Source organism: Pedobacter agri PB92 (assembly GCF_000258495.1).
Taxonomy (GTDB): Bacteria; Bacteroidota; Bacteroidia; order Sphingobacteriales; family Sphingobacteriaceae; genus Pedobacter; species Pedobacter agri.
This window is the reverse complement of sequence record NZ_AJLG01000075.1, coordinates 1-23,465: the sequence shown is the minus strand read 5'-3', so window position 1 is coordinate 23,465 and position 23,465 is coordinate 1. Positions and strand designations below refer to the sequence as shown.

The following is a 23,465-nucleotide window of genomic DNA, read 5'->3' as shown; positions in this document are numbered from 1 at the left end:
CTTATATAACTGCAGTTGCAGTGCTTTCCAAATAATTAATACTGACCAGTACTCAATAAAACTAATGTACAGGCACGGATTGGTTCGATATCATGCTGATCTAAAAGCTTTTCGAGCTCATAGTTTTCGGTTCCAGGATTGAAAATAACTCTTTTAGGCTTGGTATCTAAAATATAATTATGGTATTGAGGCTGAAGCGCCGGACCTATATATAAGGTAATAGTATCAATATCTTGATGAATTTCTATTGGTTTTTCGATTTCAACACCTGCAACTTCGCCCTTTTTAATGCCAACATTCACGATTTCGTGATTAAAACGCTTTAACATGTAGGCAGCTTTGTAGGAATATCTTGAGGGATCGGGAGATGCACCAATGATTAATGTCTTTTTCATCTTTTTCTTTTTAAAATTTAGATAACAATGCGATTTGTCCGGAATGATAAGCATGGTGTTGCGCTAAACCATTTAACAACTCTGCGTAGGTAAGGCCAGATTCTAATGCCGGGTTTATTTCGCCAATGATCTTGTCGTCCCACTGATTATCTTTAATTTCAATAGAATGCCTGATCAGCTCTTCATTGGCTACCTTAAAATCGAAGATAATTTTCTCCCATGCTTGTGGTGTTTTACTTTCAGGAGTTGGCCAATCGCCTCTTACCGGTTCGGATGCAACATTCTGCATTAGCCTTGAGGTAACTTCTTCAGTCCAGGAGGTTAGGTGAAGTGCGATTTCAGCTATGGAATGCGCATTTGGAATGAAATGCTCAAATGCATTTGCAACTTTAACATTGTTCAAAGTTTGCATCACATGATTTCCATGCCATGCATCGCCATTGAAGGCTTTTTGAATTTCCTTTGTGATATTAAGCATATTTTAACAACAAGCCTAGCAATATAAAGTTTTTAAGATGCATTTAAGATTGCGTTGGCGCAGTTAATTCCATCAATAGCTGCAGAGACAATTCCGCCTGCGTAGCCAGCGCCTTCTGCACAAGGATAAAGTCCTTTAATTTGTGGATGCTGAAAGGTTTCTTTATCACGAGGGATGCGAACTGGTGAAGAAGTTCTACTTTCTACCCCTACCAAAAGCGCCTCATTTGTATAGTAACCCCGTATCTTCTTACCAAATAAAGGCAAGGCGGCTTTCAGGCTTTTTGAAACAAATTCTGGCAGAATATTATCAAGCATGACACTTTTGGTTCCCGGCAGATAGGAATTTTTCGGGAGATCTATCGATAACTTGTTGTTTACAAAATCTATCATCCGCTGTGCGGGAGCAACTAAATTACCGCCACCAGCCTCGAAAGCTAATTTTTCTATTTCGGATTGGAAATTTAACATTCTTAGTGGATCGTAACCCTGAACATCATCTAGCGTTACCTGAACCACTGTACCAGAATTGGCAAATGGATTATTACGTTTTGAAGGTGACCAGCCGTTGACCACAATTTCGTTTTCGCCGGTGGCACAAGGTGCGATGATTCCACCCGGACACATACAAAATGAGAACACACCACGGGCACCAACTTGTTCCACCAAACTATAATAGGCAGGAGGCAAAAATTCAGAGCGAATATCACAGTGATATTGTGCGGAGTCGATTATTTCCTGCGGATGTTCTATCCTTACACCTAGTGCAAATGGCTTCGCTTCGATTAAAATATTTTTTTTATGCAATAACTCATAAATATCTCTTGCCGAATGACCTGTAGCAAGAATGATATGATCAGCAAAAAGTTTATCTTCAAAATTAATTTCAATACCTTTTACTTTACCGAATTCGGTAATAATATCGGTCATTTGCGTATCGAACATCACTTCGCCGCCAGCATTCAGTATTGTTTCTTTAATAGAAGTGATAATATGCGGCAGTTTGTTGGTACCAATATGTGGTCGGGCATCAATAATGATATCTTTCTCGGCACCATGATCTACAAACACTTGTAATACCTTATTGATATCGCCACGTTTATTTGATCGGGTATAGAGTTTTCCATCGGAGTAAGTGCCTGCTCCGCCCTCTCCATAACAATAATTGGATTCTGTATTAACCAAACCCTGTTTGTTGATGGCTGCCAGATCTCGGCGACGTTGTTTTACATCTTTACCTCTTTCTATAATAATAGGTTTTAATCCATTTTCGATGCATTGCAGCGCCGCAAACAAACCTGCAGGACCAGCACCGATAATAAGCACAGGTTTAGCGTTACTGACATTTTGATAGTTTATGACCTGTATTTCAATGTTTGGTTCCTCATCGATGAAAACTTTTACCTGTAGGCGAAAAATCACTTTTCGGGATCGGGCATCAATTGAGCGTTTTAAAACTTCGAAAGATTTGATACGGTTTTCTTGAATGGATAAGCCCTCGGCTAATTTAGCTTTGATTATTTCTGGTTGCTCAACCTGATGAGGGAGCAGCGTAATTTCAAGATCTTTTTGCATGTTGTTCGTCGGGTTTTTATCCCGAATTAATGCAAAGATAATAATGAATCGGCATATCTTCATTAGCGTTTATAACAATTGATTTTTACACAATCTGTCAGTTATTTTAATGAAATGTAACAAAGGCATGCAATTTGATATCTAATTTGTAAATTGAATAAATTTAATTTTGAACAAAACACAAAAATCATAAAAATGAAAAGATTAGTATTTGGAATTATTGCTGCTGTAATTGCAGTAAGCACATTAAGTTCATGCGGATATAACAGCATGGTAAGCCTAGATGAAAATGTAAAATCGAAATGGGGAACAGTACAAACCCAATATCAGAGAAGAGCAGATTTGATTCCAAACTTAGTAGCAACGGTTAAAGGTGCGGCCAAATTTGAGCAGGGAACTTTAACTGCTGTAACTGAAGCCCGTGCTAAAGCAACACAAATGACGGTGAATGCTGATGATTTAACACCAGAAAACATCCAGAAATATCAAGCAGCACAAGGACAATTAAGTCAGGCTTTAGGAAAACTATTATCTATTACGGAAAATTATCCTGAATTAAGAGCAACTCAACAATTTAGCGATTTATCAGCTCAGTTAGAAAGCACTGAAAATAGAATTACCGTTGCCCGAAAAGATTTCAACGATGCAGTGCAGCAATATAACGGCAAAATAAGATCTTTCCCAACAAATTTAACAGCCGGAATGTTCGGATTTAAACCTAAGGGCTATTTTGAAGCTGATGCAACAGCTAAAGATGCACCAAAAGTAGAATTTTAATTATTGAACTTACATATTTAAGGGTAGTGCCTGTTTCATCAATAAACGGACATTACCCTTTTTACTTCTTATAAAAATAAAGACATGTCGTTGTTTTCAGATTTAGAACAAGATAAAATAGCTGCTGCAATTGCCAATGCTGAAAAAGCTACATCAGGTGAGATAAGAATAGCAATAGATAAACATTGTACAGTTGATCCATTTGAAAGGGCAACCGAATATTTTGCTCAACTGGACATGGATAAAACGTCGCAAAGAAATGGTGTTTTAATTTATCTTGCTCATGCAGATCATAAATTCGCGATTATTGGTGATTTGGGAATTAACAGATTAGTACCAGAAGATTTTTGGGAAACTACTAAAATTGCAATGACCGCACATTTTGCCAAAGGCGATTTAGCCGAAGGAATTATTGCGGGAGTTGCACTCGCTGGCGAAAAATTAGCCTTGTATTTTCCGCCTCAAATGGGTGATATTAATGAATTGCCGAATGATATTGTTTACATGGATCATCAAGAAAAAAAATAAGCAAATGAAAAAATTATTCCTTTTATCTTTCTTCAGCTTAATATTCTCTTTTGCATTTGCTCAGGATTTTCCTGAAAAACCATCCACTTTGGTTAATGATTATTCAGGGGCACTATCAATCGAACAAAGAGCAATGCTCGAAAAAAAACTGGTAGCATTTGATGATTCATCATCTACACAAATTTCTATTGCTATATTAAAATCGGTTGGTGATTACGACATAAATGAGTATGCTGTTGAACTGGGCAGAAAATGGGGTGTTGGCCAAAGTGGCAAAAACAACGGAATAATGATTGTTGTAGCCGTTGGAGATCGGAAAATATCGATCCAAACGGGTTATGGTGTGGAAGGTGCATTGCCAGATGTTTATGCCAAACGCATTATTGACGAGGACATTAAACCCAACTTTAGAAATGGAGATTATTATGCCGGACTTGATCAAGCAACAACTGAAATCATTAAATATACAAAAGGTGAATATAAAAATGATAAGCCCAGAGTTTCGCCATCAGGTAAGAAAGGCGGCATTGGCAGTGTTGCGGTAATTATTATCATCGTGGTGGTAATTATCATTATTATGAGAAAAGGTGGTGGCGGAGGTGGCAGTGAAGTGATTGGCGGACGTGGCGCTTCGAATGCCCTGTTCTGGGCCATGTTGTTCGGAAGCGGTGGTGGCCGTGGCGGAAATAGCTGGGGAAGCGGGGGCTTCGGTGGAGGTTCTTCCGGAGGTGGCGGAGGATTTGGCGGTTTTGGTGGCGGAAGTTTTGGTGGTGGCGGATCGAGCGGAAGCTGGTAGCTTTAGTCCGTAGTCAGTAGTCCGTAAGTTGGAAAATTGTAAAATCGGGTTTGTTACAATAAATTTCCAACTTTTCAATATTTAACATTACAACAATTATGTATAGGAAAGATTTAATCACTGCCGAAATACAAAAACTAGCTGAAGTTTTAGCCAGAATTATGGGTTTAAAACTGGAAGGTAACTTAGAGGATGCTCACATCATGTTTAATGAAACCTTGATTAGTAACTTTTCCTTACCTATTGAGGTATTAGAAAGTAGTGATTTACCTTCTTTTAATGCCTGGCTGGAATCCTCCAATCTTTCTCCTGAAAAATTAGATTCATTGAGCGAATTTTTATATTATGAGTTAGGAATTAGTGCCGAAAGAAATAAACTGATTGCACCTAAATTAAATTCTATCTATCAGTTCCTTTCTGAAAAACATAAAATCGTTCATCTGGTGAATTTTCATCGACAGGAAACCATTCAACAATACCTTTAATTCGGATTAAAAAATCAAAAAGACATGATGATAGAAAAGTGGCAAAGACTTGCTTCTAAATATTTAGTAAAAGAGAGATGGGCTACCCTAAGAGTGGATGAGGTAAAGTTGCCGAACGGAACTGTTAAGGATGACTATTTCGTATTGGAATATCCAGATTGGGCCACTGCAATCGCCTTAACTGAAGAAGGAAAGTTGATTCTGGTTCGTCAGTATCGCCATGCGGCAGACATTGTTTCTTTGGAAGTTCCCGGCGGTGTGATTGATGGTGATGAAGGTCCGGAAGCTGGTGTAAAACGAGAACTGCAGGAAGAAACAGGCTATACTTTTAAAACTTGTAAGCTCATTGCTGAACTTTATCCAAATCCCGCAACGGCAAATAATAAAACCTATACTTATCTTCTAACTGGCGGAATTAAAACTCACGAACAACATTTAGATGAGCATGAAATTTTAAATGTAGAAGAATATACTATTGATGAAGTGAAACAATTACTCAAAGAAAACAAGATTGCCCAATGTATACATGTTGCCGCACTGCATTATGGCCTTGCTGCATTGGAACAAAATGCGCAGTAATAAATTAAATGTTTTGTAACCTACGTTTAATGTTTAAACAAAAAGTCCTGATTTGAAGTTCAAATCAGGACTTTTTGTTTTCAGGAATCGACATAAAATTAGGGGTCTTTAAACCCTAAATCTTTTACCGCAGACCTTAATTAGCTCATTTTCAATTTCTTTTGAATATCATGAACGTAAGCCTTGAATTTCTTATCTGTATCAATTAAATCCTCTACCGTTTGGCATGCATATATCACCGTACTGTGATCTCGACCACCAAAGAAAGCGCCAATTGTTTTCAATGAAGATTTAGTATGGCTTTTCGACAGGTACATTGAAATTTGACGAGCCTGAACAATTTCGCGTTTACGAGTTTGTGATTTAACCATATCAACCGGAACTTCAAAATACTCACAAACCAATTTCTGGATATATTCCATTGAAATTTCTTTCGAGGTATTTTTGATAAAGTTCTTTAACATTTGTTTAGCTAACGCTAAATCGATCTCTTTCTTATTCAAGGTTGCCTGCGCAAGCAAAGAAACCATAGCACCTTCCAGCTCACGAACGTTGTTGTCAATGTTATGCGCAACATACTCTACCACTTCACCAGGTAACTCAATACCATCGGCGTACATTTTCTTCCTTAGAATTGCAATACGTGTTTCTAAATCCGGAATCTGCAAGTCAGCAGAAAGCCCCCATTTGAAACGACTTAATAAACGCTCTTCTAAACCCGCTAAATCTTTTGGTGCTTTATCTGATGTTAAGATTACCTGCTTACCAGATTGGTGTAAGTGATTAAAAATGTGGAAGAAAATATCCTGAGTTTTTTCCTTGCCGGCAAAGTTGTGTACATCATCCATGATGATCACATCCATTGCCTGGTAAAAATTAACGAAATCGTTAATGGTGTTATTCTTTAATGAATCTACAAACTGCTGGCAAAATTTTTCACAACTCACATAAATCACCAGTTTATCTGGCATGCTACGTTTAATTTCGTTTCCGATAGCTTGTGCCAGGTGTGTTTTTCCTAAGCCAACACCGCCATAAATCATCAGTGGATTAAATGAAGTTCCACCTGGTTTGGCAGCAACGGCATAACCTGCAGAACGGGCTAAACGGTTACAATCTCCTTCAATGTAATTTTCAAAAGTGTAATTTGCATTTAGTTGAGGGTCAACATTTAATTTTTTTAATCCAGGAATGATGAATGGATTCTTAATATCCTTATTGATTGAAACAGGAATTGGCATCGATTGAACTTTTGCCTCCGCCCCATTTCCATTGGATGGCATATTGGTAGTATAAGGATTACCGCTGTTTGATGATTTATCAACAACGATATTGTATTCCAACCTGCCATCCTCTCCAAGTTGCTTTTTTACAGTTTTACGTAGCAAGCCTACATAATGTTCTTCAAGCCATTCGTAAAAGAACAAACTTGGCACTTGTATGGTTAAAACCTTACCTTCCAATTTAAGGGCTGTGATTGGCTCGAACCAAGTTTTGAAACTTTGGTTCGGGATGTTATCCTTAATAATTTGAAGACAGTTCTTCCACACTTCTGTACAAGTTTTTTCCATTGCGATTTCTATAATTTATTGGTTTTCAGTGCCGATTCGATATAATAGGATGGTCCGTTTCGGGACTACGAATATTGAGAAAATTATCAACATTTTAAACAAAAATTTCAAATAAATCGTAACGTACTGATAAGGAATAGGGTAGCTTGCTTAACCTCAATTTTTTGTGTTGATAACTATTTATTAACATCATTTATCCACATTCCCGCTCATGTAGCGTCAGTATTCAAACATCATTTCAAATCATGCTCAGAAAAGCAAATTCTAAGCCACGAGCACGATCAGCAAGGTTTTTTGCACTGATTATTGATATTTGAAATCTCAAAAAGCTGATTATCAAAGCTATTGTTTTAGTCCTTAAAGGCAGATGTAATTCCCATCCCCCTTACCGAAAAAAAACTGTGGTAATATTTCCACTGCTTCCGCACATTGTATTCAAAATTGCCCAAATAATTTTTCTGTGGATGATCAACATAATAAAGAAGAACGCAGTAATCTTATGGCTAGTATTCGCCGAAAACTTTTCGCATTACATCCGAAATTTCGCCTAATGTTGCATACTTCTCTACTGCATCAATTATAAAGGGCATGAGGTTCTCATTTCCTAAAGCAGCATGTTCCAAAGCTTTTAACGATTCTTTCACTTCGGTATTATTCCTTTGTGATTTGAGTTGGTGAAGTTTCTCCGTTTGAAGGATACGAATGGAATCATCGATATTGAAAACTTCTGTCAAACCTTCCTCGGTTTGTGTAAACTTATTTACCCCAACAGAGATTCGTTCACCGGTTTCAATTTCCTTTTGATATTGATAAGCAGCACTGGCAATTTCGTTTTGCATATAATCGCTTTCAATGGCATTTACAGAGCCGCCCATTGCATCTATCTTATCTATATATGCCCAGGCGGCAGTCTCAACTTCATCTGTTAAATTCTCAACAAAGAATGAACCCGCCAGTGGATCTACTGTATCTGTGACCCCACTTTCGAACGCAATAATTTGTTGGGTGCGCAATGCGATTTTCGCGGCAGACTCTGTAGGAAGCGATAATGCCTCATCATAACCATTGGTATGCAGCGATTGGGTTCCACCTAATACGGCAGCCATTGCCTGGTTGGTTACTCTGATCACATTATTTAAAGGTTGCTGAGCAGTGAGTGTAGACCCACCGGTTTGAGTGTGAAAGCGCAGCATTTGTGCTTTTTCATCGGTGGCGCCAAGTTCTTTTGTAATTTTTGCCCACATCCTCCTGGCCGCCCTAAATTTGGCAATCTCTTCAAAGAAATTATTGTGGCAGTTAAAGAAAAACGATAATCGCTTTGCAAAAATATTAATATCCAAACCCTTATCAAGGGCCGCTTTTAAGTAGGTTTTTCCATTAGCTAAGGTAAAAGCCAATTCCTGTACCGCAGAAGATCCTGCTTCACGGATATGATAGCCAGAAATGGAAATGGTATTCCATTTTGGAACTTCACGGCTGCAAAATTCAAAAATATCGGTTATTAGCCGCATTGATGGCTTAGGAGGATAAATGTAAGTTCCTCTTGCAGCATATTCTTTCAAAATATCATTCTGAATCGTCCCGGAAATCTGTTTTAAATCTGCCCCCTGTTTTTTAGCCAAGGCAATATACATCGCCAATAAAATGGAAGCCGTAGCATTGATCGTCATGGAAGTGGTGATATTCTTTAATTCAATTCCATCAAAAAGTATCTCGATGTCTTTTAATGAATCAATGGCTACACCTACTTTCCCCACTTCCCCATCGGCCATGTCATGATCAGAATCGAAACCAATTTGGGTTGGCAAATCAAAAGCTACAGACAAGCCAGTTGTTCCCTGCGCCAACAAATAATGATAACGCCTATTAGATTCTTCGGCAGTTGAAAACCCTGCGTACTGCCGCATTGTCCAAAGCCTTCCACGATACATATCCTTCTGAATTCCGCGGGTAAAGGGAAACTGACCGGGCACTTCATCCATCGGCTTTGCCGAAGTATAAATTTCTTTAATATTGATGCCCGATGTGGTGGTATGTTTATTATCGCTCATAATGGTTAGTTCAATGGTGATTGTTCATGAGTAACTAATTAGCCGATCAAAGCCTAGGAAACACATGAATGCTTTTCAGTAAATCAATATAGCCATTCATCAATTAAACTAGATTTAAAACATTTTCTGAATATCTTTTTTGATCAGTTCAATAGTTAAATCGTATGGATTTTCGTCGATGCTTGCCATATGTTGCAAAATTGCCTTGCTCAATTCAATCCCATTTGAATCAGCAGGTAAGCCCTGTACCGCGTTATTGATCATGGCGATGGTATCATCTTTAAGTTTGCGTACAACATTCCAGGTAACGCTATCTATATAAAGTTGTTGGGTAATGTTATGTTGGTATTCAGAGCGTACTTCATTAAGAATGCCAGCTTGCAAGGCGCCGATGCCAATTCCTTGTTGGTGCAAGCGCACCAGCAAATTGGCAGGATTGATACGGTCGGTAAAAATGATCAATCGTTCATGTGCTTGTAGCCTCAACGGCAAAATATGTGTTCGGTTCTCTTTATTAAGTTCAATATCTTTGAGGTTAAAAAAACGTTGTATATCGGTCTTCAAGATATAGTAAACCGCCATCAGGGCCAGAAAGATGCCTGCGAACAAAATCACAACATCTGTTAAAACTTGTTGAATATTCATGCTATTGTTTAAATACGTATTAACTATCCGTTAAAAGCAAAAATGTGCATTATTATTTATATTTCCTCTATGAATACATATTCTCAATGGTAGAGGAGAGAACGATAAATTGCTTTTTTATGATGTTAATTATTATATATATAAAAGCAATTTATCTAAGTTTGTAACAGATAAAATTTAAATAACATGAGCACAACAGTTGACACATCATTTGCACCAGTTACTTTTTCAGAAGGCGCAGCAAAAGAGTTATATAAATTAAAGGATCAGCAGGAAATTAGTGAGGATTACGGCTTACGCGTTGGCGTTGAAGGTGGAGGATGTGCTGGCATGAATTACGTTTTAGGTTTCGATCAAAAAAAGGAAGGCGATCAGGAATTTTTTATAGATGGAATAAAAGTATTTATGAACAAAGCGCATCAAATGTATTTAATGGGCATGATGATCGATTGGCAAGATGGCTTAAACTCTCGTGGTTTTACTTTTGTTAATCCAAATGCAACCAGCACCTGTGGTTGCGGAACAAGTTTCTCGGCATAAATAAAATATAATTGTAACATAAAGTACAGTCCCGATGTCTAAACGTCGGGACTTTTTTTATTTTTTACTAGGCTTTGTCAGCCAAACGCTTAGCGCAATACTAAATGAATTACAGAGAAAACATCAGACTGGCATTAGAATCCATCAAAGGCAATCGCTTGCGCACCATGCTTACCGCATTGATTATTGCAATAGGTTTAATGGCCTTGGTTGGTATTTTAACCACGCTTGATGCAGTAAAGAAAAGTATGACCGATGCTTTTAGCAGCATGGGCGCTAACTCTTTTACCATTAGAAACCGTGGTACGGGAATTAGAATCGGTAACGGAAAAAGGCCTAAACCCTTCAAATCTATCCGGTATGAAGATGCGGTTAAATTCAAAGATAGTTTAAATGCTCCGGCTACAGTTGCGGTTAGTGTTTTCGCCAGTGGGGGTTCCACCGTAAAATATGGCACCTTGAAAACCAATCCAAATATTAACGTTCAGGGAATTGATGAAAACGGCCTGGCTTCGCAAGGCTTGAGCTTATCTCAGGGAAGAAATTTTGGACTGTCAGAAGTATCGTTAGGAAGCAATGTTTGTATTGTTGGAGGAGAAGTGGTAGAAAGGCTCTTTAAAGATTCTGACCCTATGGATAAGTTAATTAATGTAGGGAACAACCGCTTTAAAATTGTTGGTGTTTTAGCTAAAAAAGGATCGAGCATGGGATTTAGTGGCGATAGAGCTGTTTATGTGCCTTTATTGAAGGCCAAACAAATCAATGCGAATGCCAACCCTTCTTATACCATTACCGTTATGGTTCCCGATAATAATGATCAGGAAAATGTAATTGGTGAATCTACGGCCTTATTCAGAAATATCCGTAAGGTAAAGATTGGTGAAGGGAATAATTTTGAAATCACTAAAAGTGATGCTATTGCACAAACATTATTTGAAAACCTGGCCTTCGTTGCTATAGGTGGCGTAGCTATTGGGATTATTACTTTATTAGGTGCATCAATCGGGTTAATGAATATTATGCTGGTAAGTGTAACAGAACGCACCAGAGAAATCGGAATTAGAAAAGCGATTGGTGCCAACCCTCAGGTGATTCGCCGCCAGTTCTTAATTGAAGCGGTGGTAATTTGTTTAATGGGAGGTGTTTTAGGGATATTTTTAGGAATTGTGCTTGGGAACATCATTTCCCTGGCCATGGGTGGCGCATTTATTATACCATGGTTTTTTATTATTGGCGGTTTTGCCCTATGCGTTTTGGTAGGCATTATTTCTGGATATTATCCTGCTAAGAAAGCATCGAAATTGGATCCGGTTGAAGCGTTGAGATACGAATAGTGAATTAACGCTTAATTAATCGTTGGTTTTTAACTATAACGAATGAATCTTCTTCTGAGAAAGTTAGATTAAAACATTATTCAGTTGATGCTGACTAAGCAAACGCTGCATTAACGGCGTTGACAAACTATCTTCAAGCGCTGCTGCATGTTTGAGGTGATGCATATCGCTGCCAATGAAATCTACTAAATGATTTTCGACCATTTCTTCTGCAACTTTCTTAGCGCCCGAACCATAATAACCTGTCAAGGCAATAGAGTTCATCTGTAGCAAACAACCAGTTTCGCGAATTTGATGATAACTTTCAAAAGATCCATAATAATAAGGATACCGTTCCGGATGAGCCAAAACAGGTTTATAGCCTGAATCTTGCATCAATTTTATGATATCATACAGATTTTGAGGGGCATTGATGTACGATAATTCAAAAAGCAAATAGTTGCTCCCGAAACTGAGAATCTCTTTTTGCTTTACTTTTCTTTCTAAAGTTTCATCTAGATAATATTCAGCGGCAGCATCAACTTCTAAATCTAACTGAATTTCTTGCAGTCCCTTTCTCAATACATCAAGTGCCCGATGAATCGAATCAGGTGTATTCCGGAAATAATCTGCCATAATATGCGGCGTAGCAATTAACTTTTTAAAGCCCAAGGCCTTAAATTTTTTCGCTAAAGCGATTGAATCATTTATCGTTTGAGCGCCATCATCTATCCCCGGAATAATATGAGAATGCATATCTGTTCCAATATTTGAGAAGTTAAATTCGGGTACAATTTTCTTCTTTTTAAATAATCCGAACATCTTAATGGGTATAGCTTAATTTATTTCTTTGGGCAAATTTGCTGCCTCGGCTGATGGGGCTAATTTAGAAGAATAGATTTTATCGAGCAAATTATTTAAGCTTTCGCCAAGATCAAACTGCAAATCTTCATGCAGTTTTTTATACTTATTAATGGTAACAGCCACTGTTTTAATGTAGTACACGGAAAACAGAATCATGTAGTCCCGATACCCAAAAATTGACTTCCGATACTCAAAAGGAACAATATTCAGAATAAATAACTTCAGTTCAACTTCTCCGAAAGGATCTTTTGTAACCTTATAAAAATGGTTAACCGATGTGATCATCTTCCTGACCTTTACCAAAGCCTCTTTTGCGTTAAGCTTTTTAAGATCAGCAATCTGTTCCGTCACATCGGTTTTAATTTTTTCTTTCCGGTCTTCCAGATCCAGTTCATCTTCCAAAAGTTTGTAGTGAAGATGTTCTGTGAGCACTTTATCTTTAGCCACCAATCGAAGTAAAAGTTTATCTTTTTCTTTGATCGGCAAATCTGTGATGGCTGTTTTTAAATCTTTGTGCTCGGATAATTTCATTTAAAAAGGGTTAGCCTTAATGTATTTTTCCCACTCCCAGGCCGAGCGCATCATTTCATTAATATCAAGATTAGCCTTCCATCCCAGTTCATTGTTTGATTTCTGAACATCTCCAAATATCTGAACAATATCTCCTGCTCTTCTTGGGCCAATTTTATAGTCGAGTTTTTCACCAGTTACACTTTCAAAGGCCGAAATAATTTCTAAAACGGAAGAACCCCTTCCTGTTCCAATATTGAAGACTTCATAATTAGAATTTGCCTTTCCTTCCTCTAACCGTTTTATAGCAGCAACGTGTGCTTTAGCTAAATCAACTACGTGAATATAATCTCTAATGGCTGAGCCATCAGGCGTTTCATAATCATCGCCATATACTGTAATAGGACCGCGTTTACCAATGGCTGATTGTGTAATGAAAGGAACAAGATTTGCCGGAACACCATTCGGTAATTCTCCAATTAATGCCGTTTCATGTGCACCAACAGGGTTAAAGTAACGCAGAGCGATGACATTTAAATCTGGCGTAACTGCGGCCGTTTCTGCTAAAATTTCTTCTGCAATCTGTTTGGTATTTCCATAAGGCGATTCTGCTTTTTTAACTGGAGCAGCTTCGGTAACAGGCAAACTATCTGGCTGACCGTAAACGGTGCATGAAGATGAAAATACAAAATCAATTTCTTTGTTGAACGAAGTCAATAGGTTAATTAGTCCGTAGAAATTGTTTTTATAATATTTCAATGGTTTCTCAACCGATTCGCCAACCGCTTTTGATGCTGCAAAATGAATAATTCCTGTTATATCGGAATTATTTTCAGCAAAATCCTGTACAGATTTATCATCCTGAAGATCAAGTTCAACAAAATCGAACCACTTACCAGTAATGGCATGTAATTGAGTTAAAATTTTAATGTGCGAATTGGATAGATTATCAACAATGATAACTTCATAACCTGCATTATGCAATTCAACAACGGTATGCGAACCAATATATCCAGTTCCGCCGGTAACTAATATTTTTGACATCTTAACGGTTAAATGTGGTAAAATCCTTATGATCGATTTTCGCTAAAGCTTCTGGCGGTAGCGACTTGAAATATTCGTAGGTAATTTTTAACCCCTCTGCTCTACCCACTTTTGGTTCCCAGCCCAAAATTGCTCTTGCTTTGGTAATGTCAGGTCTTCTCTGTTTCGGATCATCCTGAGGCAGTTCCTTATACACGATTTTTTGAGATGTTCCGGTAAGTTTGATAATTTCCTCGCAAAATTGTTGAATGGTAATTTCATCAGGATTACCAATGTTTACAGGTTGAGCATAATCACTCATCAGTAAACGATAAATCCCTTCGATGAGGTCATCCACATAACAAAAAGACCGTGTTTGACTACCGTCTCCGAAAATTGTCAGGTCTTCGCCTCTTAAGGCTTGCCCGATAAATGCCGGTAAAACACGCCCATCATTCAGGCGCATCCTCGGACCATAGGTATTAAAAATTCGCACAATCCTGGTTTCCACTCCGTGAAACGTATGGTAGGCCATGGTGATGGCTTCCTGAAAACGTTTCGCTTCATCGTAAACACCGCGAGGCCCAACCGGATTTACATTTCCCCAATATTCTTCGGGTTGCGGGTTAACATTCGGATCGCCATAAACTTCAGAAGTAGAAGCAATAAGCATCCTCGCATTTTTATTCCTTGCCAACCCTAACAAATTGTGTGTTCCTAATGAACCAACCTTTAAAGTTTGAATTGGAATTTTAAGATAATCTATTGGGCTTGCAGGTGAAGCGAAGTGCAATATATAATGCAACTTACCCGGAATATGAACAAATTTAGAAACATCATGATTGTAGAATTCAAAATTCTCCAATTTGAAAAGATGTTCAATATTGGCCATATCTCCGGTAATGAGGTTGTCCATTCCAATGACATGAAAGCCTTCTTTTACGAAGCGATCGCATAAATGTGACCCTAAAAATCCAGCCGCACCGGTAATTAAAATTCTCTTTTTCCCCATCTTAATCTATCAGTTTTCTTCCTATGCTATTATAATAATAGCCAAGATCGATCATTTTTTGCAAATCGTACAAATTACGCCCATCAAAAACCACTTTATTTTTTAACGCCACTTCAATTTTATCAAAATCCGGGTTCCTGAACACCGACCATTCAGTGGCAATCAGCAATGCATCAGCATTTTCTAAAGCCTCATATTGGTTTTTCGCATAGTTTACCTTATCGCCTATAGTATTTCTAACGTTACTCATGGCTTCAGGATCAAATACGGTAACCGTAGCACCGTTTGCCAGCAAAGCATCAATAATATATAAAGCTGGCGCCTCGCGAATATCATCTGTTTCTGGCTTAAATGCCAAGCCCCAAAGAGCAAAATGTTTGCCTTTAATATCGTTTTTGAAATACTTTAATACTTTATCTACCAGAATGGTTTTTTGTACGCTCATTCACTTCCATTACCGATTTCAGAATCTGGAAGTCGTAAGCATAATCATCCGATGATCTTACTAACGCTTGAACATCTTTTGGAAAACATGAACCGCCATAACCTACACCAGGGAACAGGAAACGTTTGCCGATCCGTTCATCTGAACCAATACCTTTTCTCACGGCATCAACATCGGCGCCCACCAGTTCACAAAGGTTAGCAATTTCATTCATGAAGGTTATTTTGGTAGCCAAAAATGAATTCGCCGCATATTTCGTCAATTCAGAAGAACGCTCATCCATAAATAAGATCGGGTTTCCCTGGCGAACATATGGCCCATAAAGCTCGGTCATTAATTTTTTAGCTCTTTCACTTTTTGTACCTAAAACCACACGGTCAGGTTTCATGAAATCATCAACTGCAACCCCTTCCCTCAAAAATTCGGGATTGGAAACCACATCAACTTCAACTGTGGTGTTTTCCGCAAATACCGCTTTCACTTTATCAGCTGTTCCAACCGGAACTGTAGATTTATTAACGATAATTTTATATTCTGTAATCAGTTTTGAAATATCCTTTGCTGCTCCCAATATATAAGAAAGGTCTGCGGCGCCATCGCCGCCTGGAGGCGTTGGTAAAGCCATAAAAATAATTTGGGCGTCTTTGATGGCATCTGCAAGAACAGTAGTGAAAGTTAATCTTCCTTGTTTAATATTTCTATGAAACAATAAATCTAAACCAGGCTCGTAAATGGGAACCTCACCATTTTGCATTTTTTGTACCTTTTGCTCATTAATGTCTACACATATTACGTCGTTTCCTGTTTCTGCTAAACATGTTCCGGTCACTAATCCTACATATCCGGTACCAATAACGGCTATCTTCATATATTTTTAAGCTTTTTAAATATATTCGTTTTATCTTGGCAACGAAGATAGGAAATTACAACAATGCTTTTGCTTTACATATTAGGAATTAGGCTTTACAATTTAATTATTTCGATTTTTGCGCTATTTAACAACAAGGCGAAATTATTTATAAACGGGCGGAAAAACCTATTTCAAGAAATCAAAAATCAGGTCGATTCGAACCAAAAACACATCTGGTTCCATTTTGCATCACTTGGCGAATTTGAACAAGGCAGACCTGTTTTAGAGAAACTTAAAGCAGTTTACCCTAAAAAAATAGTGGTTACTTTTTTTCCCCTTCTGGATACGAAATCAGAAAAAACTATGCCTTGGCTGATGTATTTTACTTTCCGATTGATACCGCTCAGAATGCAAAGCGATTTTTGAATCTCGTCAACCCTGAAATGGCAATTTTCACTAAGTATGAATTTTGGCATTTCTATTTCAAAGAATTAAATACTCGTAAAATTCCATTATATGTGATCTCAGGAATTTTCAGGCCAAGCCAGGCTTTCTTTAAATGGTATGGTGGTTTTTATCGAAATATTCTAAAATCAGTTACTTACTTTTTTGTTCAAAATGAAGAAAGTAAGATTCTGCTCAATTCAATTGGCCTAAATAACACTGTTGTCAGTGGTGATACGAGATTTGATCGGGTTTATGAAAACGCACAAACTCCCCGAAGCCTGCCAGAAATTGAAAATTTCATTGGTGATTCGCCTGTTTTAGTGTGTGGAAGTACCTGGCCCGAAGATGAAAAATTTTTGGCTGTATTGCCTGAAAAATATCCCGAGTGGAAATTCATTATCGCTCCGCATGAAATTCATCAAAGCCACATCGAAAGTATTGAAAGACAGTTTCCCGCTGGAAGTTTGAGGCTTTCAGTTTTAGCGTCGCTATTAAAGGCAGGCAATACTCCGATTCCAAATGTGCAAGTTTTAATTATTGATAACATTGGCATGCTTTCTTCGCTATACCGGTATGGCAAGGTGGCATACATCGGTGGTGGTTTCGGAGCTGGTATACACAATACTTTGGAAGCTGCAGCTTTTGGTTTACCAGTAATTTTCGGCCCGAAGTATGATAAATTTCAGGAAGCGAAAGATTTGATTGCTATTGGTGCGGCAAAAAGTATTTCTTCAGCAGAAGAACTATTGAATGCTTTTGATAGCTTTTTAAAGAACGATCAGGCCGCAAACGCAGCAAAAAAATACGTGGAAGACAAAAAGGGAGCCACAGAAATTATACTTCATCAGATTTCATGAAACTAAGATTAGTTACGCTCTTAGGACTTTTATTTTTGATCAAAAACACTTTTGCTCAGCAAGAATATAAAAAAATTAACCTGGACAGTTTAGTGCTAGTTACACCTATTGTAGATGCTGCTAAAATGGGCGATGGTACTGCCAATACTTTCGATGCAGCTTTAAGTTCAAAAATTTCTCAAGAATTGTTCGAAAGTTTGAAACATCAACTTCCAGGCGTTAGATATAAAAGCATACCTGATTTAGAAACTTTATCTCAGCGACAATATATTGATATAACGCATAATTATCTGACATGGACTAAATCCAAAAAGCTTAAGGCGTTTGTTGATGCCCCACCAATTTTGTTGCAAAGCGATATTGAGTTTACGCTGCATATTGCAGTTTCGGGATATTATGGATCATCTGTCTACAAAGGTATCTATGCCAATCTTTTCGTTATAGATAATAAATTGAGAAAAATTATCTACTGTGATTCGAGTAGAACTTCAACAGCGATTACCAATCAGGAAGCAGTTCGTAAATTAACCCTTAAACTAGTTGAGAAATACGTTACATTTAAACCAAACCAGCGTTAACAACATCGCTAACAATACCGGAAATTTCCTGATCAATTGAAACTACAAACACATCGTGCTCATCGTTTTGAGGTTCTTCTAAAGTATCGAATTGGCTTTTAAGTAAGCTCGCAGGCATATATTGATGTGATCTCTTTGCAATACGGCTGTAGATGAGATCATAACTTCCTTTTAAATAAATAAACTTTATAGAAGGATTATTTGACCTTAAATTATCACGGTATTTCTTTTTAAGCGCAGAGCAGGCAATGATGCAAGTGGTTCCATGTGCTGCATGATCGTGACCAACCTTTGCAATCAGATTTAACCAATCCAGCCGATCTTCGTCTGTAAGGGGTATTCCCGCAGCCATTTTATCCACATTTCGCTGTGAGTGCAGGTTATCACCATCAATAAATTCTGCGTTTAATTTTGGTGCTAGCGCTTTACCTATAACAGTTTTACCACTTCCGGAAACACCCATTAAAATAATAAATCTAGCCATAAAATTACCTATTTAACCATTCCGGCGAGTGCCTCAATAAATACCGGGCTATCATTTAAACTTTCAACCAGCTGAACATGCTCACCACCCAATGCTTTAAACTCCTCATGATATTCAACTGTAATTTCGTACAGTGTTTCCAAACAATCGGCCACAAAAGCAGGGCTAAATACCAATAGGCGTTTTTTCCCTTCAGCCGCAAGTTTCTTTAACACATCAGTAGTATAAGGTTGTACCCATGGTTCTTTTCCTAAGCGAGACTGGAAACAAACCGTGTATTTATCCTTTGCAAGGTTTAATTCAGCAGCAATTAACCTGGCTGTATCATGCCCTTGGGCAGAGTAGCAAAACTTATTCGTATCATTTAAAGTTTGGCAGCAATCAGCACTTTTCAAACAATAACTACCAGTGTGATCACATTTAAGCAACTGTCTTTCTGGTAGGCCGTGGAAACTGAATAATACATGATCATAACTTTCTACCTGGTGCTTGCGGGCATTTTCTGCAAAAACTTTAATCATCAATTCATTATCGTGAAACGAATTAACAAATGATATCGGCGGAACAGTTGGCCATTTACTCACCAATTCCATCACCAGTTGCATTACCGAGCCAGAACTTGCAGATGCATATTGTGGAAACATTGGGATAACCTGAATACTTTCAACTAAACCTGCTTTTAAATTGGCTAACGCAGATGCAATAGATGGACTTTGGTAACGCATTGCAAGCTCAACATGGTAACCTTCGCCTAACCTTTCCTGCAACATTTTAGCTTGCAGGCGGCTATAATACAAAAGTGGTGAGCCATTTTCATTCCATATTTCTTTATACAGTTTGGCAGTTTTCGGGCTACGGAAAGGAACGATAATTCCTTTTACCAATAATGTTCTGTTTAACTTAGGAATGTCAATTACACGCTCATCCATTAAAAACTGATCGAGATACTTTTTAACGTCTGAAGTTTGCGGACTATCAGGTGTTCCTAAATTTACCAGTAAAATTCCCTTTTTGCTCATCTCGTATTAAAATATGTTCTGTGGCGCAAATATCGCTTTTTTAGTTGCAAGTATTCAGTACAAAGTATCAAGATTTAGTAAAAAGCCTTTCCAGTATTATTTAGTTTTGTACAACTGCCACCAGGGCATACCAGGTTTTTGATGATGTTCTAAATGATACCCAAAAAAATAGCAGGTAATAAAAGCTACAAAATGATTTTTTTGTAATGTTGAGGCGTGGTATTCATTATCATGTTCACCCTTATGCGGTAAGTAAGTTCCAAAATAGAATAACTGAAACGTACTCATTAATGATGGTAACACCCAAAAAAGTAGCAGATTCTTTTCCTCAACCCAAATATTCAGTACATTATAAGCAATCGCCATAATTACCAACTGAATGATGGTAACGTAATTCATCATAAAACGAAAATACCATTTCCAGAAACCATGGGGAGCAAAATCAGGGTCAGCTTCGGTATGTACATGACTATGGTGTTGGTGATGCTTGGTATATAACCTGTTAATAAAAAAAACCGGCATATATAAATACGGCAAGATAACCGAAGAAATTATTAATGGTTTTATTTGAGGAAATGGTGCCATGCATGGCATCATGGGCAGTAATAAATAATCCCGTATACAAATGCATTTGCACTAAAACCATCAGGTAAACAAATGGGTTGCTCCAATCGAAATCCCATCGCAGTAAAAAAAACAAGGAGGTAAACCAACAGATTATTACCGTTGATGCGACTAAAATTCCTGAAAATGAGTTGAAACTTTTCAATTTAGTTATTAATCTTCTTGTGTGTTCGATTAAACAGCTTAAACCGAAAATTGATTTAAGGAAAGGTTCTTTTAGTAGGTTTCCAGTTCGGCTTTAACTTTTTCCATCAACCACATTGGTGTGGAAGTAGCGCCGCAAATGCCAACTTTGTCGTTTTCGTTAAACCAGTTCTGATCCAACTCTTCTACATTCGAAATGAAATAAGAATTATCGTTGTACTTTTTGCATACATCATAAAGCACTTTTCCGTTGGATGACTTTTTACCTGATACGAAAACAATTTTGTCGTAATGACTTACAAAGTTTTCCAACTCTTCGTAACGATTTGATACCTGGCGACAAATGGTATCGTTTGCTTTAACCTCATAACCACGTGACAGCAATTGATCTTTGATGTGATAAAATTTATCAACGCTTTTAGTTGTTTGGCTATATAGTGTAAATTTCGAAGGCAATTCTACACCATCCAGCTCAGCCAAATCCTGAAATACAATTGCTTTTCCATCAGTTTGACCTTGTAAACCAATCACCTCCGCATGGCCATGTTTACCGAAGATTAAAATCTGCTCCTCGTCATCATGAGAGTTTTTAATTCTGTTTTGGAGTTTCAAAACTACCGGGCAGGATGCGTCAATCAGCGTAAGATTGTTTTCAAGCGCTAACTGATAAGTTGAAGGTGCTTCACCATGTGCCCTGATTAAAACCTTCTCATTTTTTAAGTCTTTTAAAAAATCATGATCAATGATTTTTAAACCACGGTTAGTTAAACGCTCAACTTCTTCATCATTATGAACAATATCACCAAGACAGTACAAATATCCCTCATTATCCAGAATATCTTCTGCCATCTCAATTGCATAGACAACGCCAAAGCAAAAGCCTGATGATTTATCGATATTGACTTGTAGATTATAACCCATTGTGTTGCAAAATTAAGCAAAAATATTTGATCCGGTTGTCATGTACAAGACAACAAAAAAGATTAGCTGCGAAACGAACATTGCTGTACCAATGTATTTTTGCTGCTTTAAGCCCAGGGCATAATAAAATTTAAATAAAATAAGCGAAACGATAAACCAGGCTACGAAATTTTGACCTGGAATTTCGTGTAAATCCCACTCCCAGTAGTCAAACTTCATGGCTACAGGCTCTAAAAAGTAATCGAAAATAACGAGTGTTATCGCACCTAAAACTGATGCCAGGATACTGTTTCCAATTTTCAGGCTTTTCATCATCTGCCCCACACTGAATATTAAAATAACCCAGTTTACGCCCATTAATATTGGAACCGCCGCAATTTTGTATCCTAATGTGTCGCCATAGTAATAACTTCCAAATATCTTCCCCGTATGAACACCTAAAACTTCAACCAGGAAACCGCACAGAAAAACACCTGAAACAAAAAGCAGCAACCTTTTAATGTTGGCATTGTAAGTGAATAAGATAATAGCAAACATCAGCAATAGGTGAAAAGGAACCAGTTTGATAAAATAAGGTTGTGTTACCGGCAATAAGAAACCAATCAAGCCCACCAAATGAAAAATAATGATTACAGCAACTGCAATTTTTTTAACTTTTAAATCGCTTTGATCGTTCTGCCCTTCCATGTACCTTTTTTTAATATGTGTTTTTGTATTGAAATCAATGAAATAATTAAAAAGAATAACATCTGTAATGGATGTAAAATCAAATTTATTAAAACATTCTGCCCTGATAAATAGGAAATCATCAGTCTGCTTAAAACAATTAATGTTATTGGTAATACCAGCAAATCTGCATTAAAGTTTAAACATAAAATTACTGGGCCTATAACTACCAAAAGCTGGTAAAATAGCAATATTAAAATGTTATTACCAAAACCCGCTAGTAAATTTTTACTAAACCCGCTTAGGCTTTCATTAAGGTTTTTATACATTCTGCAATAAATCAGGTTGTTGGCCAAAAGTGCCTCTGCATGATATTTTCGTTGTTTCACTAACTTCATTATCTCAACATCTTCTACTACCATATGCTTTACCTGCATGTGCCACTGATTATCTCTATATCTGCTGGCTTTAAAAAACATGCATTGCCCGCTCGCCGCAGCAAAGGCGGGGTTTTCCGAAAATTTAACCAATCGCATTGGAAGTAAGTTCAGTAAAATAAAATGCATCAGGGGAACGGTTAACTTTTCGCCGATTGTTTTCATGATTTGATTGGTGAAAACACTCAGCAAAGCTAAGTTGCCTTTCTCCATTCTATCAATTAAACTGTTGATTAGCCCTTTTTTTATAGATTCATCTGCATCTATAAAAAGCAGGTACTTTCCGTTGGCCAATTCCGCAAGTTGATGACAGGCATAATTTTTACCGAGCCAGCCTGCAGGAAGTGGTTTTCCCTTTACAATATTAAATTTAGGTGTAGTTTTACTAAAAGCATTTACAAGCTCAAAAGTTTGATCAGCGCTGTCATCATCAAGCACAATAACTTCATAGTTTGAATAATCCTGATCTCTTATTGATTCGAGCAATGTAATGATATTTTCTGCCTCATTGCGGGCTGGAATAAGAATGGAAACCAGATCGTGGTAGTGCTTAACAACCCTGGGTAATTTCGGGTTAGAAAGAAAGTTGAAAACAGTTACTGAAAACCTGATGACCAGGAAAATCAAAACCGCATAAATAAATATTGTCATTCAGTAATTTGTGTTTGTTTAACAAGCGACTGATCGTAATGTTTATTATAAGCACTTTTTAATAATTGCAAACTTACATATTCTTCATTTTCCCAATGCTGAAGATAAATGTTTACAGTTGGTTTTCTTTTGGAGAAGTAATCGATAAAAGTGGCTGAGAATATTATGCTAACCTTTTTTTTACTGGAATTGATTACTTGC

24 protein-coding genes and 3 pseudogenes are annotated in these 23,465 nt (G+C 37.5%); 9 read left to right on the top strand and 18 right to left on the bottom strand.

Going from position 1 to position 23,465, the window contains the following annotated elements; genetic code table 11:
* Positions 1–35 precede the first annotated feature (35 nt).
* The 3 genes from ON09_RS12430 to ON09_RS12420 are packed head-to-tail and all read right to left on the bottom strand — an operon-like array spanning position 36 to position 2,447.
* Positions 36–395, bottom strand: coding sequence for a CoA-binding protein (locus tag ON09_RS12430; RefSeq protein ID WP_010601391.1), 360 nt, complete (start codon positions 393–395; stop codon positions 36–38).
* A 10-nt stretch (positions 396–405) separates the two neighbouring features.
* The gene (locus ON09_RS12425) at positions 406–873 is read right to left on the bottom strand and encodes a DinB family protein (protein WP_010601390.1); all 468 of its coding nucleotides are present in this window, start codon (positions 871–873) and stop codon (positions 406–408) included.
* 32 nt (positions 874–905) lie between these two features.
* Positions 906–2,447 (bottom strand): NAD(P)/FAD-dependent oxidoreductase, encoded by a 1,542-nt coding sequence (locus tag ON09_RS12420; RefSeq protein WP_010601389.1) that lies wholly within the window; start codon positions 2,445–2,447, stop codon positions 906–908.
* A gap of 195 nt (positions 2,448–2,642) precedes the next feature.
* Between ON09_RS12420 and ON09_RS12415 the strand changes: the two genes are divergently transcribed.
* The 5 genes from ON09_RS12415 to ON09_RS12395 all read left to right on the top strand — a co-directional run bounded on the left by ON09_RS12415 (position 2,643) and on the right by ON09_RS12395 (position 5,612).
* A complete protein-coding gene (locus ON09_RS12415; protein WP_010601388.1) occupies positions 2,643–3,224 on the top strand; it encodes a LemA family protein in 582 nt (193 codons plus the stop codon).
* A gap of 84 nt (positions 3,225–3,308) precedes the next feature.
* Positions 3,309–3,752 (top strand): TPM domain-containing protein, encoded by a 444-nt coding sequence (locus ON09_RS12410; RefSeq protein ID WP_010601387.1) that lies wholly within the window; start codon positions 3,309–3,311, stop codon positions 3,750–3,752.
* Between the two features lie 4 nt (positions 3,753–3,756).
* Entirely contained in the window at positions 3,757–4,548 is a 792-nt protein-coding gene (locus ON09_RS12405; RefSeq protein WP_010601386.1) for a TPM domain-containing protein, read from the top strand.
* A 98-nt stretch (positions 4,549–4,646) separates the two neighbouring features.
* The gene (locus ON09_RS12400) at positions 4,647–5,033 is read left to right on the top strand and encodes a hypothetical protein (RefSeq protein WP_010601385.1); all 387 of its coding nucleotides are present in this window, start codon (positions 4,647–4,649) and stop codon (positions 5,031–5,033) included.
* A 24-nt stretch (positions 5,034–5,057) separates the two neighbouring features.
* Positions 5,058–5,612, top strand: a complete 555-nt coding sequence (locus tag ON09_RS12395) for an NUDIX hydrolase (protein ID WP_010601384.1) — start codon at positions 5,058–5,060, stop codon at positions 5,610–5,612.
* Between the two features lie 140 nt (positions 5,613–5,752).
* Here ON09_RS12395 and dnaA read toward each other — a convergent pair whose 3' ends face one another.
* The 3 genes from dnaA to ON09_RS12380 all read right to left on the bottom strand — a co-directional run bounded on the left by dnaA (position 5,753) and on the right by ON09_RS12380 (position 9,879).
* The gene (dnaA, locus tag ON09_RS12390) at positions 5,753–7,183 is read right to left on the bottom strand and encodes a chromosomal replication initiator protein DnaA (protein ID WP_010601383.1); all 1,431 of its coding nucleotides are present in this window, start codon (positions 7,181–7,183) and stop codon (positions 5,753–5,755) included.
* Between the two features lie 503 nt (positions 7,184–7,686).
* A complete protein-coding gene (locus tag ON09_RS12385) occupies positions 7,687–9,234 on the bottom strand; it encodes an acyl-CoA mutase large subunit family protein (RefSeq protein ID WP_010601382.1) in 1,548 nt (515 codons plus the stop codon).
* A gap of 114 nt (positions 9,235–9,348) precedes the next feature.
* Positions 9,349–9,879 (bottom strand): DUF7935 family protein, encoded by a 531-nt coding sequence (locus tag ON09_RS12380; protein ID WP_010601381.1) that lies wholly within the window; start codon positions 9,877–9,879, stop codon positions 9,349–9,351.
* Between the two features lie 186 nt (positions 9,880–10,065).
* On the opposite strand from ON09_RS12380, the gene ON09_RS12375 reads away from it, so the two are divergent.
* Together ON09_RS12375 and ON09_RS12370 are read left to right on the top strand one after the other, a co-directional pair.
* Positions 10,066–10,419 carry a HesB/IscA family protein gene (locus tag ON09_RS12375; protein ID WP_010601380.1) on the top strand — a complete coding sequence of 118 codons (354 nt, stop codon included), beginning with the start codon at positions 10,066–10,068 and terminating at the stop codon, positions 10,417–10,419.
* Positions 10,420–10,523: 104 nt separating this feature from the next.
* Entirely contained in the window at positions 10,524–11,753 is a 1,230-nt protein-coding gene (locus ON09_RS12370; protein WP_010601379.1) for an ABC transporter permease, read from the top strand.
* 63 nt (positions 11,754–11,816) lie between these two features.
* On the opposite strand, the gene ON09_RS12365 is transcribed toward ON09_RS12370, so the two are convergent.
* The 5 genes and pseudogenes from ON09_RS12365 to ON09_RS12345 all read right to left on the bottom strand — a co-directional run bounded on the left by ON09_RS12365 (position 11,817) and on the right by ON09_RS12345 (position 16,454).
* Positions 11,817–12,554: a tyrosine-protein phosphatase gene (locus tag ON09_RS12365; protein ID WP_010601378.1), complete on the bottom strand. Its 738-nt coding sequence runs from the start codon at positions 12,552–12,554 to the stop codon at positions 11,817–11,819.
* A 15-nt stretch (positions 12,555–12,569) separates the two neighbouring features.
* Positions 12,570–13,127: a hypothetical protein gene (locus tag ON09_RS12360; protein ID WP_010601377.1), complete on the bottom strand. Its 558-nt coding sequence runs from the start codon at positions 13,125–13,127 to the stop codon at positions 12,570–12,572.
* On the bottom strand, positions 13,128–14,150 hold the full coding sequence (gene galE / locus ON09_RS12355; protein WP_010601376.1) for a UDP-glucose 4-epimerase GalE: 1,023 nt from the start codon (positions 14,148–14,150) through the stop codon (positions 13,128–13,130).
* Between the two features lies 1 nt (position 14,151).
* The gene (locus ON09_RS12350) at positions 14,152–15,141 is read right to left on the bottom strand and encodes a UDP-glucuronic acid decarboxylase family protein (protein WP_010601375.1); all 990 of its coding nucleotides are present in this window, start codon (positions 15,139–15,141) and stop codon (positions 14,152–14,154) included.
* Between the two features lies 1 nt (position 15,142).
* Positions 15,143–16,454: pseudogene (locus tag ON09_RS12345) on the bottom strand (UDP-glucose dehydrogenase family protein).
* 63 nt (positions 16,455–16,517) lie between these two features.
* Between ON09_RS12345 and ON09_RS12340 the strand changes: the two are divergent.
* Together ON09_RS12340 and ON09_RS12335 are read left to right on the top strand one after the other, a co-directional pair.
* A pseudogene (locus ON09_RS12340) lies at positions 16,518–17,740 on the top strand (3-deoxy-D-manno-octulosonic acid transferase).
* The gene (locus ON09_RS12335; protein ID WP_010601374.1) at positions 17,737–18,318 is read left to right on the top strand and encodes a hypothetical protein; all 582 of its coding nucleotides are present in this window, start codon (positions 17,737–17,739) and stop codon (positions 18,316–18,318) included. The pseudogene ON09_RS12340 and the gene ON09_RS12335 overlap by 4 nt, the downstream one beginning before the upstream one ends.
* Here the strand turns inward: ON09_RS12335 and ON09_RS12330 are convergent.
* From ON09_RS12330 to ON09_RS26060, 7 genes and pseudogenes are all read right to left on the bottom strand, one after another.
* Positions 18,299–18,802, bottom strand: coding sequence for a gluconokinase (locus tag ON09_RS12330; RefSeq protein WP_010601373.1), 504 nt, complete (start codon positions 18,800–18,802; stop codon positions 18,299–18,301). The two genes, ON09_RS12335 and ON09_RS12330, sit on opposite strands and share 20 nt — an antisense overlap.
* Before the next feature lie 8 nt (positions 18,803–18,810).
* The gene (gene hemH / locus ON09_RS12325; RefSeq protein ID WP_010601372.1) at positions 18,811–19,821 is read right to left on the bottom strand and encodes a ferrochelatase; all 1,011 of its coding nucleotides are present in this window, start codon (positions 19,819–19,821) and stop codon (positions 18,811–18,813) included.
* 96 nt (positions 19,822–19,917) lie between these two features.
* Entirely contained in the window at positions 19,918–20,343 is a 426-nt protein-coding gene (locus ON09_RS26065) for a fatty acid desaturase (RefSeq protein WP_238533666.1), read from the bottom strand.
* Positions 20,344–20,661: 318 nt separating this feature from the next.
* On the bottom strand, positions 20,662–21,510 hold the full coding sequence (locus tag ON09_RS12315; RefSeq protein ID WP_010601371.1) for a 4-hydroxy-3-methylbut-2-enyl diphosphate reductase: 849 nt from the start codon (positions 21,508–21,510) through the stop codon (positions 20,662–20,664).
* Between the two features lie 12 nt (positions 21,511–21,522).
* On the bottom strand, positions 21,523–22,197 hold the full coding sequence (locus ON09_RS12310; RefSeq protein WP_010601370.1) for a carotenoid biosynthesis protein: 675 nt from the start codon (positions 22,195–22,197) through the stop codon (positions 21,523–21,525).
* Positions 22,167–23,264: a glycosyltransferase gene (locus tag ON09_RS12305; protein WP_010601369.1), complete on the bottom strand. Its 1,098-nt coding sequence runs from the start codon at positions 23,262–23,264 to the stop codon at positions 22,167–22,169. The genes ON09_RS12310 and ON09_RS12305 overlap by 31 nt, the downstream gene beginning before the upstream one ends.
* Positions 23,261–23,465, bottom strand: a pseudogene (locus ON09_RS26060) (glycerol acyltransferase); the annotation flags it as partial. The gene ON09_RS12305 and the pseudogene ON09_RS26060, both read right to left, overlap by 4 nt.